12 protein-coding genes, 3 tRNA genes and 1 riboswitch are annotated in these 15,586 nt (G+C 68.6%); of the genes, 6 read left to right on the top strand and 9 right to left on the bottom strand.

Annotated features, from left to right (window positions below):
- Positions 1-26: 26 nt before the first annotated feature.
- Positions 27-347, bottom strand: coding sequence for a hypothetical protein (locus HBK84_RS00930; protein WP_167317959.1), 321 nt, complete (start codon positions 345-347; stop codon positions 27-29).
- 171 nt (positions 348-518) lie between these two features.
- Positions 519-1,919: a Na+/H+ antiporter NhaA gene (gene nhaA, locus HBK84_RS00925; protein ID WP_240919041.1), complete on the bottom strand. Its 1,401-nt coding sequence runs from the start codon at positions 1,917-1,919 to the stop codon at positions 519-521.
- Positions 1,920-2,064: 145 nt separating this feature from the next.
- Positions 2,065-2,193: riboswitch (TPP riboswitch) on the top strand.
- Positions 2,194-2,238: 45 nt separating this feature from the next.
- Here nhaA and HBK84_RS00920 point away from each other — a divergent pair.
- Both HBK84_RS00920 and HBK84_RS00915 read left to right on the top strand, forming a co-directional pair.
- Positions 2,239-3,003: a 3-oxoacyl-ACP reductase gene (locus HBK84_RS00920; RefSeq protein ID WP_167317958.1), complete on the top strand. Its 765-nt coding sequence runs from the start codon at positions 2,239-2,241 to the stop codon at positions 3,001-3,003.
- 1 nt (position 3,004) lies between these two features.
- Complete coding sequence (locus HBK84_RS00915; protein WP_167317957.1) at positions 3,005-4,435, top strand: LLM class flavin-dependent oxidoreductase; 1,431 nt, start codon at positions 3,005-3,007, stop codon at positions 4,433-4,435.
- 105 nt (positions 4,436-4,540) lie between these two features.
- On the opposite strand, the gene HBK84_RS00910 is transcribed toward HBK84_RS00915, so the two are convergent.
- The gene (locus HBK84_RS00910) at positions 4,541-5,800 is read right to left on the bottom strand and encodes a phosphatidylserine/phosphatidylglycerophosphate/cardiolipin synthase family protein (RefSeq protein WP_131332153.1); all 1,260 of its coding nucleotides are present in this window, start codon (positions 5,798-5,800) and stop codon (positions 4,541-4,543) included.
- Positions 5,801-6,053: 253 nt separating this feature from the next.
- Here HBK84_RS00910 and HBK84_RS00905 point away from each other — a divergent pair, with 253 nt between their 5' ends.
- The 3 genes from HBK84_RS00905 to HBK84_RS00895 all read left to right on the top strand — a co-directional run bounded on the left by HBK84_RS00905 (position 6,054) and on the right by HBK84_RS00895 (position 9,763).
- Positions 6,054-6,860, top strand: coding sequence for an exodeoxyribonuclease III (locus HBK84_RS00905; protein ID WP_064846570.1), 807 nt, complete (start codon positions 6,054-6,056; stop codon positions 6,858-6,860).
- 3 nt (positions 6,861-6,863) lie between these two features.
- Positions 6,864-7,778, top strand: a complete 915-nt coding sequence (locus HBK84_RS00900; protein ID WP_064846459.1) for a hypothetical protein — start codon at positions 6,864-6,866, stop codon at positions 7,776-7,778.
- A 182-nt stretch (positions 7,779-7,960) separates the two neighbouring features.
- Entirely contained in the window at positions 7,961-9,763 is a 1,803-nt protein-coding gene (locus tag HBK84_RS00895) for a glycoside hydrolase family 13 protein (RefSeq protein ID WP_370520557.1), read from the top strand.
- 81 nt (positions 9,764-9,844) lie between these two features.
- On the opposite strand, the gene HBK84_RS00890 is transcribed toward HBK84_RS00895, so the two are convergent.
- The 5 genes from HBK84_RS00890 to HBK84_RS00870 all read right to left on the bottom strand — a co-directional run bounded on the left by HBK84_RS00890 (position 9,845) and on the right by HBK84_RS00870 (position 12,233).
- On the bottom strand, positions 9,845-10,300 hold the full coding sequence (locus tag HBK84_RS00890; RefSeq protein WP_167317956.1) for a hypothetical protein: 456 nt from the start codon (positions 10,298-10,300) through the stop codon (positions 9,845-9,847).
- Between the two features lie 386 nt (positions 10,301-10,686).
- Positions 10,687-10,759, bottom strand: a tRNA-Phe gene (locus HBK84_RS00885).
- Between the two features lie 75 nt (positions 10,760-10,834).
- A tRNA-Asp gene (locus HBK84_RS00880) sits at positions 10,835-10,908 on the bottom strand.
- 89 nt (positions 10,909-10,997) lie between these two features.
- A tRNA-Glu gene (locus HBK84_RS00875) sits at positions 10,998-11,070 on the bottom strand.
- A gap of 215 nt (positions 11,071-11,285) precedes the next feature.
- Positions 11,286-12,233: a universal stress protein gene (locus tag HBK84_RS00870; RefSeq protein WP_167317955.1), complete on the bottom strand. Its 948-nt coding sequence runs from the start codon at positions 12,231-12,233 to the stop codon at positions 11,286-11,288.
- A gap of 262 nt (positions 12,234-12,495) precedes the next feature.
- Here HBK84_RS00870 and HBK84_RS00865 point away from each other — a divergent pair, with 262 nt between their 5' ends.
- Positions 12,496-13,830 carry a D-arabinono-1,4-lactone oxidase gene (locus tag HBK84_RS00865; protein WP_167317954.1) on the top strand — a complete coding sequence of 445 codons (1,335 nt, stop codon included), beginning with the start codon at positions 12,496-12,498 and terminating at the stop codon, positions 13,828-13,830.
- 193 nt (positions 13,831-14,023) lie between these two features.
- Here HBK84_RS00865 and HBK84_RS00860 read toward each other — a convergent pair whose 3' ends face one another.
- Positions 14,024-15,505, bottom strand: coding sequence for an FAD-dependent oxidoreductase (locus HBK84_RS00860; RefSeq protein WP_370520556.1), 1,482 nt, complete (start codon positions 15,503-15,505; stop codon positions 14,024-14,026).
- Positions 15,506-15,586 lie beyond the last annotated feature (81 nt).

The following is a 15,586-nucleotide window of genomic DNA, read 5'->3' as shown; positions in this document are numbered from 1 at the left end:
ACCATAATTTTACTTTTTTTGCTCCGTTATTCTGAATCAACCATTGCATTTTCGAATCCATGAAGAAGAATGGAACCCACTTCATCGTTGAACAGAATCTCGGCGGGCAGGGGGTGGCTATCCGGCTCATCGCTCGCCTGCTCATCGAAGCCTTCGCTCGACATGAACCAGTTTTCAATCTGGTCATATTTCTCATCTGCTGTTATCAACCATGGGGTTTGCAGTTCAATCCTGCGCCCCGTGTCCATGAGAACTGCCGCAGTCGAGGGGGTAATTTCTTCAGGTAGGTCATCATCGAACCACCCTAGCCGGGGGACTTTCTCGTATAACTCGTTTTTGTTGTGCACTTATATGCCTTCACTGCCGCCTCGTGCGATTCCAGCCTCAAGAAAGGCGGGATGGAGTGGCTGACTATGGAGCTTTATTACTGTTAATGAGGGACTTACCGCCCTAGAAATATGAAACGGAAACCGGATGTATTCCTGCTTGCTGTTGATTAACAACGTCACCTTGCAATTTTACGCGCCAACACGCTTGAGGCGCGCTTTGTAACTTCGCCTGCTTTGATGGCGTAGATAGTGGCGGTTGCGGACCGCGAGCAACCCACCCGCCAGCACCGCCGCGAGCACCGAGGCGGTCAGCACGGCCACCTTGGCCTGGTCCCCGGCGGCCGCGGACGGGTCGAAACTGAGCTCCGAGATCAGCAGGGACACCGTGAACCCGATGCCCGCCAGCAGCGCGATGCCCACCAGGTCGATCCACCGGTAGGAGGGGTCCAGCTTCTGTCCGGTGAGGGTGGTGGTGAGCCAGGTGGCACCGATGACGCCCAGCGGCTTGCCCAGGACGAGGCCCGCGATGATGCCGAGCGTGACGGGGGCGGCGAGCGCCGTCGTCAATCCGTCCCAGCCGCCCACCGCGACGCCCGTGGAGAAGAACGCGAAGACCGGCACCGCGAACCCGGCGGACAGGGGCCGGACGCGGTGCTCCAGGTGCTCGGCGAGCTCCACGGGCTCCCCGGAGGCCTTCCCCGCGAGGACGGGGACGGCGAAACCGAGCAGCACGCCCGCGACCGTGGCGTGGATCCCCGCCTCGTGGACCAGGGCCCACGTGATCACGGCCAGCGGCACCAGGATCGCCCAGGCGGCCCACGTGCGGTGCGCGAAGAAGCGGGGGAAGCGGTGTGCGAGCAGCCCGAACACGGCCAGCGGGACGAGCGCGAGCAGCAGCGGGAGCACGTGCACCTCGTCGGTGTAGAAGATCGCGATGATCGTGATGGCCAGCAGGTCGTCCACCACCGCGAGCGTCAGCAGGAACAGGCGGAGCGCGCTGGGCACGTGCGAGCCGACGATCGCGAGCACCGCCACCGCAAACGCGATGTCGGTGGCGGTGGGGATCGCCCAGCCGCCCAGGGTCTCGGGGTTCGTCGCGTTGACCGCCGCGTAGATCAGCGCGGGGACGACGACGCCGCCCACGGCCGCCGCGATCGGCACCGCCGCCTTCCCGAGGTCCCGCAGATCACCCGCGACGAACTCGCGCTTGAGCTCCAGGCCCACGAGGAAGAAGAACACGGCGAGTAGCCCGTCCGCGGCCCACGTCCCCAGGCTGAGGTCCAGGTGCCACGGCTCGTAGCCGACCTTCAGGTCCCGGAGGGCGAAGTAGCTCTCCACGAAGGGCGAGTTGGCCCAGACGATGGCGAGGACGGCGGCGACCACCAGGAGGATGCCGGCCACGGTCTCGCGGCGCAGGACGTCCTGGAGGCGGGAGAAGAGGCCGCCCGAGGGGTGGTTGGGCTCGCACGGGGGCTCAGGATGGTTGAAGAAACCGGGCTCCGAGACGAAGCCGGAGGGTTCTGCCTGCACCACGGTTCCCGGGGTTCCGGGCTCAACGTGGGCAGGGGTGGTGCTGTGGTGCGGGGGCATGGATCACTCCAGTGTCGACGGGCATCACGCTCATTACCGCCGACCAGACTTCCCGGCACACCAGCCAGCAAGGGTAGCAGGGCGCTTTAGGGCGGCGCACGCGGGGCGGCTGCCACGAGGCTGAGCGGCTCCGTCTACACTGACCACCAGTGACACGGGGTGCCGCCACCCTCCCCGCCCACCGGGCGGGCAGACAGAGGACCGCAGCGGCTGAGATGACACCCGTCGAACCTGTCCAGTTAGTACTGGCGAAGGGATGTCACGGTGGCACCGCGCAGGTGGCGCACCGCTTTCTTCGCCGTGAGCCACAGGAGTGAGCATGCGGATCGAGAACACCATCGTCCTGGTCACCGGCGGAGCCCGCGGGCTCGGGGAGCACCTCAGCCGGGCGTTCGCGCGGGAGGGCGCGCGCGTCGTCGTGAACTACCACTCCAGCGATGAGCGGGCCCGTGCGCTGGTCAGCGAACTCGGGGAGGACCGGGCACTCGCGGTCCAGGCGGACGTGACCGACGCGCAGCAGGTGCGGGACATGGTCTCCCGGGCCCGGGAACACTTCGGCGCGCCGATCACGGTGGCGGTGAACAACGCCCTGGTGGACTTCAGCTTCAACGGCGATGCCCGCCCCACCCTGGAGCACCTGACCGCCGAGAACCTCACGCAGCAGTTCCAGGGCGCCGTGGTGGGTGCCCTCAACGTGATGCAGGCGGTCACCCCGGGCATGGTGGAGGCCGGTGAGGGGCGCATCATCAACATCGGCACCAACCTCTTCCAGAACCCCGTGGTCCCCTACCACGACTACACCGCCGCGAAGGCCGCCCTGCTCGCCCTCACCCGCACCGCCGCCAAAGACCTCGGCCCGCAGGGCATCACCGTCAACATGATCTCCGGCGGCCTGCTGCGAACCACGGACGCGAGCGCCGCCACCCCGGACGAGGTCTTCGACTTCATTGCCGCCGGCACTCCCCTGGGCCGCGTGACCACCCCCGAGGAGTTCGCGGACACCGCCCTGTTCTTCGCCTCGGACTGGTCCCGCGGGGTCACCGGCCAGAACCTGGTGGTCGACGGCGGGCTGGTGATGGACTGACATGGCCGCCCCCTCTCCGCACGACGACGCCGCCCGGCCCGGCCCCGCGCGAAGGGCACCTGCCGGGGGTGCGGCGTCGGCAACCACCCCCGAAGCTGAGCCGACGCTCGGGACGGCCGCTGCGGCGTCGTCGCCCACGACCGCACCGGCCCGCCGCCTCCACCTCAACGCGTTCCTCTACAGCGCCGGCCACCACCAGGCCGCGTGGCGTGCCCCGAACTCCTCGGTGCACCGCCTCACGGACATCGCCTACTACGAGGAGCTCGCGCGGACTGCCGAACGCGGTCTGTTCGATGCGGTGTTCTTCGCGGACGGGCACAGCGTGGGTGACGTCTCCGGCGGGCCCCACTGGAGCCTGGAACCCCTGACAGCGCTGTCCGCGATGGCGCGGGCCACCGAGCGCGTCGGCCTGGTGTGCACGGTGTCCACCACGTTCTTCACCCCGTTCCACGCGGCCAGGATGCTCGCGTCCTTAGACCACATCTCGGGCGGGCGAGCGGGGTGGAACGTGGTGACCTCCATGTGGGACTCCGAGGCCCGCAACCACGGCTACCGGGCCATGCCGACCAAGGATGAGCGCTACGAGCGTGCCCGCGAGTTCGTGGAGGTGGCTCGCGCCCTGTGGGCCAGCTGGGACGAGGACGCCGTCACCGCAGACCCGGAGGGCCGGTGGGCTGAGCCCTCCAAGCTGCACCGCCTGCACCACGAGGGCCGCCACTTCCTGGTGGATGGGCCCCTCACGGTTCCGCCCTCCCCCCAGGGGGAACCGGTCCTCTTCCAAGCGGGTGCCTCCGGGCCCGGCAAGGCACTCGCGGCCGACTTTGCAGAGGGGATCTACGCCGTGGCCTACGATCTGCCCGCCGCGCAGGAGTACTACGCGGCGGTGAAGGCCGAAGTGGCCCGCGCCGGGCGTGATCCCGGTTCCGTGATCGTGATGCCCGGTCTGATCACGTACGTGGGCCGCACGCACGAAGAGGCCCTCGAGAAGCAGGCCAGCGTGGACCGTTTGCTCCCTGTGGAGCAGTCGCTCGCACAGCTCTCCACGTTCGTGGAGCAGGACTGCGCGCAGTGGGACCTAGATGCGCCCGTGCCCACGCTGCCGCCCCTGGAGGAGTTCACCGGCCCGCAGGGCCGCTACGGCACCATCCTGCGGATCATCGAGGCCGAGCGCCCCACGGTCCGCCAGTTGCTCGGCCGCCTCGCCGCCGGCGGGGGTCACTGCACGATGGTGGGCACCCCGGAGTCCATCGCGGATCGAATGCAGGAATGGTTCGACAACGGTGGCGCGGACGGCTTCAACCTCATGCCGCCCGTCCAGCCGGACTCCCTGGACGACTTCGTGGACCTCGTGGTCCCCGAACTCCAGCGCCGCGGCCTGTTCCGCACCGCGTACACCGCCACCACCCTGAGGGGTCACCTCACGCGGGGTTGAGGCTCCGCGGCGCAACCCCGCCACAGGACGACGACGCCGCCCCGCACGGTGGGCGGGGCGGCATCGTCGGTGGCGTCAGCGGCGTCGTCGATCGGGAGGGTCCGGTCAGAGGAACGGGCGCAGCGGTACCAGGATCGTCTCGGCGACCCGGGCCATGGGGTGGCGATCGCGCCATCGGGGCGAGGACAGCTCCTCACAGTGCTCGCTATCGGCGAGGAAGACCTTCTCCATCTCGGCCGCGAAATCCGGGTCCACGATCTCCACGTTGGTCTCGTAGTTGAACGAGAGGGAGAGCCGGTCGATGTTGGCGGTGCCCACGGTGGACCACTCGCCGTCGATCGTGGCGGTCTTGGCGTGGATCATGCAGGCGGCATACAGCAAGATGGTGACCCCACCCTCCAACAACTGGCCGTAGAACCCGCGGGACACCCAGTCCGCCAGGATGTGGTTGGAGTCCTTGGGGACCATGATCCGCACATCCACCCCGCGAGCGGCCGCGTCCAGGAGGCAGTCCAGGATCTGCTGGTCGGGGATGAAGTAGGGCGTGTTCACCCAGATGTGGTGCTGCGCCCTGTTGATCGCGTTCATGTACATCTCGCGGATGGGGTACACGAGCTGGATGGGCAGGTTCGCGGAGACCCGCACCTCCGGGTCCCAATTCTTGGGCGCCACCCAGTCGATGGCGTGTTCCGGGTCCCGGTCCTCGTTCCACACGCTCGCGATGGAGCTGCGTAACCCCCATACCGCAGGCCCGATCTCCCGGATATGCGTGTCCCGCCACTGCCGGGAATAGAGAGAACCGAAGTTGTAGCCCCCCACGAAACCGATGTTGTCGTCCACCACCAGGATCTTGGAATGGTTGAAGCCCGAGAACCGCAGGGGCCCCTTCCAGAACGGGCGGCGCACCACCGGCATCCGGTACACGTGGACCCGGTCCGAGAAGTCGTAGAAGGAGGACGGGATCACGAGGTTCGCGAACCCGTCGTAGATGATGAACACCTCCACGCCCCGATCCGCGGCCCGGTTGAACGCGTCCAGGAAGCGCTGACCCGTCTCGTCGTTCTTCCAGATGAACGTCTCCATGTGGATGGAGTGCTGGGCGTTGTCGATGGCCTCGAGCATGTCCTCGTACACCGACTCACCCGACGTGTAGATGGTGATGTCCGAGTCCTGCACGTGCGCGTTGAACGTCCCGGGGTGCGGGGCGTCACGCTGCTGACGCCCGTGATGCTTCCACCAGTCGAGCCCGGCGAGCGAGGCGATCACCACGGCCTGCGCCCCCAGCAGGGCACCAGCACCCGCACCGGCCGCTTTCAGGAGGATACGGCGTTCTCTGATCTCGGCTAGCGCCCGCCTTGCGTCCATGACCTCACACTACTGCGGCGTCACATGGCGCGTCCCGGATCATGACCGGACCGGCCCTGGGAATTCACACCGCCCGTCCCGCGACCAGGGGCACTGAGGTGTTACGCGGCGGGAATCCGCCGAATGGCAATCCACCCCGTCCCATAAGCCCTCGTGGAAGGACGACCTCGTGGGCGACGCCGCCACACAGAACCCGGTCCGTCGTCCGCCCGCGGTTTCCCAGCGTGGGCCGCGGCTCGCTACGGTGGACCCCATGAGAATCGCCACGTGGAACGTGAACTCCATCCGCGCCCGCGCCGACCGCATCGAGGCGTGGCTCGACCGCTCGGACGTGGATGTCCTGGCCATCCAGGAGACCAAGGCCAAGGACGAGAACTTCCCATGGGAGCTGTTCGAGTTCGCGGGCTACGAAGTGGCGCATTTCGGCGTGAATCAGTGGAACGGCGTCGCCATCGCGTCCCGCGTGGGGCTCAAGGACGTGGAGCGCACGTTCCCCGGTCAGCCCACGTTCGGCAAACCCGGCCAGGAACCCGCCCAGGAGGCGCGCGCGATCGCCGCCACGTGCGACGGCGTGCGGATCTGGTCCCTCTACGTGCCCAACGGTCGCGGCCTGGAGGACCCCCACATGCCGTACAAGCTCGAGTGGCTGCGCGTCCTGGAGGGCCACGCCGAACAGTGGCTGCAGGAGGACCCGCAGGCCCAGATCGCACTTGTGGGTGACTGGAACGTGGCCCCGCGTGACGAGGACGTGTGGGACATCCAGCTCTTCCGCGACGGCGGGTACACCCATGTGAGCGAACCCGAGCGCGCGGCCTTCAACGCGTTCATCGAGGACGCCGGGTTCCAGGACGTGGTCCGCGAGCGCCACCCCGGGCCGGGCGTGTACACGTACTGGGACTACACGCAGCTGCGCTTCCCCAAGAAGGAAGGCATGCGCATCGACTTCCAGCTGTGCTCCCCCGCGCTCGCGGCCCGTGTGCAGGACGCGTGGATCGATCGCGAGGAGCGCAAGGGCAAGGGCGCGTCCGACCACGCCCCGGTCGTCATCGAGATCGACTGAGCCATGCCCCTGATCAACGTGGGCAGCGCCTACCGCAGCATCACGGGCCCGCCCATGCGCTTCGCGCTGCGGATCTACGTGCCCCAGCAGGATCTCGACGCCGCCTACGCACCCGGCATCCCCCGCGCCCTGGACCCCTTTACCGCGGGCGTGCACGAACTTTCGGAGCAACTGGCCCGACTGTCCGACACCTCCCAGCCGTTGCTCCCGCCCGCACGCGAGCCGCTGTGGACCATGCCGTTCTCCACCGCACCCGCCGGTTCACGGCGCCTGCCCGGACCCACCGGCGACTTCCCGGTCTTCCACCCCACGCAACGGCTGCGTCGATCCCTTCGCCTGTTCACGGCCGCGGAGAACGACGACAGCGCCCAGTTGCTGCCGCTACTCGTTCCGGAGAAGCAGGTCAGCGACGCTGCGAAGGCCACGTCCCGCGAGACGTTCGACCCCGTGTACACCCGTGAGTCCGCGTACGTGGTCCCGCTCGCGTGGTTCGCGGCCTTCGCCCCAGAGGACCACGTGACCTCCTACCACTCCGGGCACGAGGTGCACCGACTCATCGCCCCCGCGGACACCGCCGCGCGCCGGGTGATCCAGGCCGCCCAGACCGTGGAGGACGCCGCTCAGCAAGCCTCGGGGGGCGCTGACGAGCACGACCTCCCGGACGAGGCGCGCCAGGCTGCGGCGTTCGCGCAGGACCTCACCCGCCTGGGGCGGTGGCTGGGCGCGTTCAGCGCTGCCTCCGTGGTGAGCCTGGACTACGGGTCCATCGCGGATCGGCTCCAGCCGGACGAGAGCCCTCGGGACATGGCGGACGCCGTGGAACTGCTGCGCGAAGGGGATCTGGCGGCGGCCACCGCGGCGCTACGCCGGATCTTCATGCGCTGGGCCCCGTTGGCCCACTTGCAGCAGGCGAACTGAGGCGGGGGGGGGCGGCGGGCCGTCGTCCGACGCATCCGCGCCAACCCATCCTTGCGCTTTTACTCAGTTAAAGCAGATTTTCGGGCGCTGAGCTGCTTTTGCTAAGTAAAAGCGAGGGGACGTTCGGCGATGGGGGCGCGGTGGCTGCGAGGCCCCCGTGGGAGATGGGTAGCCTGGATCCCGTGACTTCCGACCCCTCAACGCACTCCGACCACCGCGCCACGGCTCCCTCCGCCCGGTCCGATCAGACCGCCTCGGTCTCCACTGCCAGCGCCAGCGACACCAGCGCCCGTACCGCGACCGGCACTGAATGGTGGCGCGACGCCGTCATCTACCAGGTGTATCCCCGCTCCTTCAAGGACTCCAATGGGGACGGCATGGGGGACCTGGGCGGGGTCACCCAGAAGCTGCCGTACCTCAAGCACCTGGGCGTGGACGCGGTGTGGCTCTCCCCGTTCTACCTCTCCCCGCAGCACGACGCCGGGTACGACGTCGCGGACTACCGCACCGTGGATCCGCGCTTCGGTTCGCTCGAGGACTTCGACCGGATGCGGGAGGAAGCGCACCGGTTGGGCCTGAAGATCATCGTGGACCTGGTACCCAATCACACGTCCGAGGACCACGAGTGGTTCCGGGCCGCCCTGACCTCCGAGCCGGGCTCCCCGGAGCGGGACCGCTACATGTTCCGCGAGGGCAGGGGCGAGAACGGCGAGGAGCCGCCCAACAATTGGAAGTCCTTGTTCGGGGGCCGGGCGTGGACCCGGGTGCCGGACGGGCAGTGGTATCTGCACCTGTTCGATTCTTCCCAACCAGACCTCAACTGGGAGAACCCGGAGGTGTGGGAGGAGTTCCGGGCGATCCTGCGGTTCTGGCTGGACCGCGGGGCGGACGGTTTCCGGGTGGACGTGGCCCACGGCATGATCAAGGCCCCGGGCCTGCCGGATTGGGACGAGCAGGTCCACATGGTCGAGGGCACGGATGCCCAGGGCGCCCAGGACGAGCCCGACGGCCCCAGCAAGACCATGGACACCGGCCCCTACTTCGACCAGGACGGGGTGCACGAGATCTACCGGGACTGGCACACGGTGCTTCAGGAGTACCCCGGTGATCGCATGCTCGTGGTGGAGGCATGGGTGGGTCCCGCCGAGCGCCTGGCTCGCTATGTGCGCCCGGACGAGGCGCAGCAGGCCTTCAACTTCGACTTCCTGGTGGCCGGGTGGCATCGCGACCGCATGCGGGACACCATCGAGATCTCCCTGCGCGCCAATGCGGCCGTGGGCGCGCCGTCCACGTGGGTGCTCTCCAATCACGACACGGTCCGCCACGCCTCGCGCTACGGGTTGAGCTCCCGCACGGCCTACCCCAACGGGATCGGCGCGCAGGACGAGCAACCACACGCCGGTCAGGGGCTGCGCCGGGCGCGCGCCGCCGCCCTCGTGGAGCTCTCCCTCCCAGGTTCCGCGTACATCTACCAGGGCGACGAGCTCGGTCTGCCGGAGCACACCGAGTTGCCGGATGCCGCGCGGCAGGACCCCACCTTCCATCGCACCGCGGGTTCGGAGCTGGGGCGCGACGGCGCTCGCGTCCCCCTGCCGTGGGCTCCCGTGGGTGACGGGCTGGGTTTCGGTCCGGATCCGTGGTTGCCGCAGCCCGAGTCCTTCGCTGGGATCACGGTGGACCACCAACTGGGTGACCCGCAGTCCACGCTCAACCTGTACCGCCGGGCTCTGGAACTCCGGCACGACCTGGAACTGGGCACGGCCGAGTTCGCGTGGCATCCTCTGAGCGAGGGTGACCAGGACGTCCTCGCCTACACCATGTCGTGCGGCACCGGCGAGACCGTGCTGGTGGCCGCGAACCTCGGAGAGAGCGAGATCGGTTTCGACGAGCTCTCCCGCGGTGAGCTGCTTCTGGCAAGTGGCCAGAACGCCGTGGTCAATGACCGGTTGAGCGTGGACAGCGCGGTCTGGCTGCGCCTGACGTGATCCCCGCGCCGAGGCTGACCCCCGTCTAAAGGGCGAAGCCCGGGGCGAATGGCAAAACGGATCTCGGAACGGACCTCGGGATCAGTGGCGCGGTGTGCTCGCGCAATTAGCCCGCAACCACGACTCGGCCGGCTCCAACGCCCGGTGGATCCGCACGGCCTCCGAGGGCTGGAGGGTGGCGCCGGCGTCGTCGAGGATGTCCCGGACGTCGTCGAACGCCGGACGCACCTCGGCGGGGAGCTTCCCACGGAGCCGGCTGACGGACTCAAAGGCCTGTTCCAGGGTGTCCTCGTTCGCGTCCTCGTCCTCGCTGCGATCGGTGAGGGGCAGCAGCTCCAGCCCGCTGTAGACCTCGGCCACGTCGAAGCACGTCTGGGTGTCCGCGGGGCTCGCGGACGGCGCGCGGGGCGCGGCGCTCGCGGACGGCGTGATGGGTGAGAGTTCGATCATGGTGGTCTGGCCCTGCCGCGCGCCACACGCCGTGAGGAGCACGATGAGACCGGCCCCCGCCAGCAGTGCGCGCACTTGGTGATTCACAGCTGATCCTTCCGATCCGGCCACCCGGGTCCGTCCGATCCGGCGTCGGGTCCCGCTGCGCCGACGACGCCTCTTACGGCCGTCCGCGCCGTCGGAACCCGCTGCGCTCGCTGGCCCAGGGCTGCTGGACCGATGCAGCGGAACCGCGCAGTCCTTCCGCAGCGTCCGCGAACGGCTCTCTCCACGCTAGGGTCCCAACCTCGGCGCACCCTGGAGGTCGGGTGCACGCCACCACCACGCCACCAACCCGCAGCAGTGCTAGTCGAAGATACCGCCCGGCCCATGCCGAGCTACTTCGAGGGATCCGCCCGGCGAACGTCGGGCCGCTCCGAGAAGCGGGAAGACATGAAGAAACCCCCGCGTGTAGAAGCCACGCGGGGGTTCAGTGGCTCCGACCGGCGTCGATCCGGTGACCTTACGATTTTCAGTCGTACGCTCTACCAACTGAGCTACAGAGCCAGGCACGTTCCCGGAGGGAACCTCCGGTGATATGCCGCAACGGCGCGAAAAGTTTCCTTTTCATCGCCGCTTGAGCGACCCTGACGGGACTTGAACCCGCGACCTCCGCCGTGACAGGGCGGCGCGCTAACCAACTGCGCTACAGGGCCTTGATTGTTTCCAACGAGTGAATATCCTACCAGGACGAACGACTCACTGTGCAAATCGCTCCCCCCGCGGTACCTCGCACGGGAAAACGTACCCCCAACGGGATTCGAACCCGTGCCGCCGCCGTGAAAGGGCGGTGTCCTAGGCCGCTAGACGATGGGGGCCAGAACGCCGTCCGAGCATCACCAGCGGCAATATCGGACGATGGACCGTGAGTAGCTTAGAGGCAAACGGCTCGGTTGCACAAACCCGCGCGGTGTCCCGCCGGGCCCGCGCACGCCGCGGAACGGCGGGGATGGCACCCCGGGGGGCGGCACCCCGATGGGGCACATCGCGTTCGACACCAGGCGTCGGCACCGAGCAGCGGCGCCGCGTCGATTCAGATCGCGACGTCCGGTCTGTCCGAGAGTCGCGGGTCCCGGATGCACGGCACAATCATGGCCGGCCCGGCACTGTTGTGCAGCACCCCCTGGGACGTGGAGCCCAACAGCATGCCCGCGAATCCGCCGCGACCGCGGGTCCCCGTGACCACCAGTTGGTTCTGGGCCGAACGTTCCACAAGGACGTGGATGGGGGATCCGTCCACGAGCTCGCCGGTAATGTCCAGGTTCGGGAAGTGCCCGCGCAGCCACCGCACGCCGGCGTCGATCGCGGCCTGGATCTCCCCGCGCAGGTTGTCGAAGTCCACGGGCGAGGGCAGCCACGCGGAGGATCCGGAGTCCGACGGCGCGGCGCACACCACGGTCAGCGGCACCCCGAGCTGTTCGGCCTCCTCCGCGGCCCACAGCATCGCGGAACTCGCCTGTTGGGAACCATCCGAGCCCACGGTCACACCGTCCACGAACGCCTGACGGCGGCTCACGTTCTCGTGCAGTTGGTACTCCCTGCCCCACTGAAGGGGGATGATGCCCACGGGGCAGTGCGCGTGGGCGGGCACCGCGGTGGACACCGAACCCAGCAGGCGGCCGATCAACCCGCCCCGACCGCGGGAACCCAGGACCAGCAACTGGGCGTCCTCGCTCAGTTCGAGCAACACACCGGAGGGGTCCCCGGCCTGGACGGTGGACCGGACGTCCACGTCCAACTCGGCCACGCGGCGTCGTGCCTCGCCCACGAGGTCCTCCACGGCGCGGTTCATGGCGGCGTCGTCGAACGCGGCGTAGCCGACGTCGAAGGTGGAGCCCCCGATCATCGGCACCGAGTAGGCGGTCACCACGTGCAGCGGCGCCCCGCGGCGGTGGGCCTCACGAGCGGCCCAGTGCAGGGCGCCCATGCTCTGCTCGGAGCCGTCCACGCCCACCACGATCTCGGCAGTACGTGTGTCCATGATGATCCTCCTGCGCCCTCAGTTCCTGGCCCCAGCCTAGTCACGCGGGGAGCGGATCGGGCGGGGTCGGTGACATGATGGTGTGGTTCGGAACCGACGCCCCGCTCGCGCGCCACGGCACGCACGGGGACGGGGGGACACTTGACGGATCGATCCCGGGGGCCGCACGGCCTGCGGCACCGGCCCGTCCAGCACAGGGGTCCACGAGACCCCGGAACGGAGACGAACCGTGAGCACACGCGGATCAGCACACCCGCCCGCCATGACGGCGCAGGTGAAGAGCGCCGCATGGCATTCCTGGGGTGGCAATCTCCGGAGCAGACCCGGCGCCACCGTGCGCCCCGAGGACTCGGACCAGGTGCTGCGTGTGCTCGAGGAAGCCGCGACCGCGGGGCTGAGCGTTCGGCCCTCCGGTTCCGGCCACAGTTGGTCCCCGCTGGTGCCCACGGACGGGGTCCGCCTGGACACCTCCCTGCTCACAGGACTCGCGAGCGTGGACGAGGACCGCCAGCAGGTCACGGTCTTCGCGGGCACCACGGTGCACCAGCTCAACCTGATCCTGGAGGAGCACGGACTGGCCCTGGCCAACCTGTCGGACTGCGCCCACATGACCGTGGCGGGCGCGATCGCCACGGGGACCCACGGCACGGGGCTCGGACAGCCCTCCCTGGGGGACCAGGTGATCGGGATCAGCCTCGCCACGCCCTCCGGGGACGTGATCAAGTGCTCCGAGACCCACCGCCCAGATCTGCTGCGCGCCGCTCGCGTGCACCTGGGCGTGCTGGGCGTGGTCCTCACGGTCACGCTGCGCTGCGTGAGCGCGTTCCGCCTGCACTGCGCCGAGTTCCGCGAACCCGTCGCGGGTCTCGTGGACTCACTGCAGGAACGGATGTCCGGCGCGGACCACTTCGAGTTCTCGTGGATGCCCGGCACGTCCGTGGCCCACACGCGCGTCATGAGCCGTCTGCACCGGCTCTCCACGACCTACACGAGCCCCGCCTCCCCGATCTCCCGCGCACTGCGCCGCACGGACGATGCCGTTCTGCGCACCTCACTGTCCGCCGGACTGGGGCGCGTGGGCACCATGATGCCCCGCGCCGTGGGCGGGTTGAACAAGATCGGGTCCATGGCCGTGAGTTCCCGGCGCTACACGGACATCTCCTACCGAGCCTTCACCGCCTCACGACCGGTGCACTACGTGGCCAGCGAGTACGCCCTACCCCTCGAGGCCACCGTCCCCGCGTTCCGGGAGCTGAAGGCACTCGTGGATCGCGACGGGTACAAACTCACCTTCCCCGTGATCGTGCGCTGCTCCCCGCCGGAGCAGGGCTACCTCTCTCCCGCGGCCGGTCGGTACACGGGGTGGATCAACCTGCGCCAGTACGGCAAACGCCCCCACAAGACGTTCTTCCGCGCGGCGGAGGAGATCTTCGTGGCCCACGGCGGGCGCCCCCACTGGGCCACCCTGCACACCCGTACCGCCGCGGACCTCACGCCGAGCTATCCCCACTGGGACGAGTTCCTCGCGCTGCGTGCAGAGCTCGACCCGGACGGTGTGCTGCTGGGTGAACACACCCGGGAGGTGCTGGGGGTCTGAGCCCTCGGGCCGCCCCACTCGCGCGGTGCCGGGGGTCCAGGTCCGGCCGGCGCGGCGTCGTGAACCCGACCCGTGCGGCATGGCGACGGCGGCACCGGCCCGTGCGACGTCGTCGACCCGGCCCCGGGAACGGCAGCGGCCCGCACCCGGTGTCATGAACCCGGGTGCGGGCCGCTGGAGCGCGGGCGCGTGACTACTTGGCGACACCCTCGCGCGAGACCGAGATCATCTCGTCCCGCTCCACGACCTTGACGCGCTCGCGGGGGTTGCCCTCGGCGTCGTGGGAGGACTGGCCCAAGCTCTGTTCGTACTCGTCCAGCACGAGCCAGCCGTCCCACGTGGTGTACTGAACGCCCTTGTCCTCGAGCAGTTCCACCACGGCCTCGGGCTGCGGGTGATCCGGATCCGCGAGGGACGCGCGGTCCTCCATGATGTGGTTCACGGTCTCGAGGGCGTCGGACTTGGTGGCCCCGATCAGGCCCACGGGGCCGCGCTTGATCCAGCCCGTGGCGTACACGCCGGGAACCGGGGAACCGTCCGCCTCGATCACGCGGCCCTCCTCGTTGAGGATCACCCCGCGTTCGGGATCGAACGGCAGCTCGGGCAGGGGCGAGCCCAGGTACCCGATCGCGTGGTAGACGGCCTGCACGGGGAACTCGGTGTACTCGCCCGTGCCGGTCACGGAGGCGTCCCCGTTGAGCCGGGTGCGTTCCATGCGGATCGCGCGGACCTTGCCGTTCTCGTCCCCGAGGATCTCGTCCGGGGTCTGCAGGAAGTGCAGGTGCAGGCGACGGGACGCCGTCTTGGGGGAATCGTCCTCGCGCCACTTCTGCAGCGTCTTCATCATGACCTTGATCTGGTTGTTCTCGGTCATGGCCTTCTCGGAGGCCTCGTCGAACTGGAAGTCGTCGTCGTAGACCACGATGTCCACGTCACGGGACTTCGCGAGTTCACGTAGCTCGAGCGGCGTGAACTTGATCTGGGCGGGACCGCGGCGGCCGAAGATGTGTACGTCCGTGACGGGGGACTTGCGCAGCCCCTGGTACACGTTGCCCGGGATCTCGGTCACGAGCATGTCCTCGGCGTGCTTGGACAGCACGCGAGCCACGTCCAGGGCCACGTTGCCGTTGCCGATCACCGCGATCTCCTTGGCCTCGAGCGGCCACGTGCGCGGGTAGTCGGGGTGGCCGTCGTACCACGCCACGAAACGGGCGGCGCCGTAGGAGCCGTCCAGGTCCGCGCCGGGGATCTGCAGCGGCGCGTCGTTGACCGCACCCGTGGCGAAGATCACGGCGTCGTAGTGGGTCAGGAACTCCCCGAGGGTGATGTCCTTGCCGTACTCCACGTTGCCGAAGAACCGGATGTCACCGCGGTCCAGGATGGAACGCAGCGCCGTGATGATGCCCTTGATCCGGGGGTGGTCCGGGGCCACGCCGTAGCGGATGAGCCCGAACGGGGTGGGGTAACGGTCGAACAGATCCACGCTGACCTCGAGCTCCCCCTCACGGACCGCCTCGGTCTTGGTGAGCATGTCCGCGGCGTAGATGCCGGCCGGGCCTGCGCCGATCACGGCCACGCGCAGCGGACGTTGGGTGTTGGAAGTTGTCACGGAATTCCTTTCGACGCGCACGCGTGTCTCACGTGCTTGCGGGGACTGCCTCCACGGTAGTGACATCAACTCAGTAGTGCCTAACCACGGGCGGACGAACGAGCATCTGCGGAGGGTGCGAGCGGCGTCGACGTAGTATTTCTACAC

Origin of the sequence: Kocuria sp. KD4 (assembly GCF_011769905.1) — a bacterium.
GTDB classification, from domain to species: domain Bacteria; phylum Actinomycetota; class Actinomycetes; order Actinomycetales; family Micrococcaceae; genus Kocuria; species Kocuria marina.
This window is presented reverse-complemented; position numbering and strand designations above follow the sequence as displayed.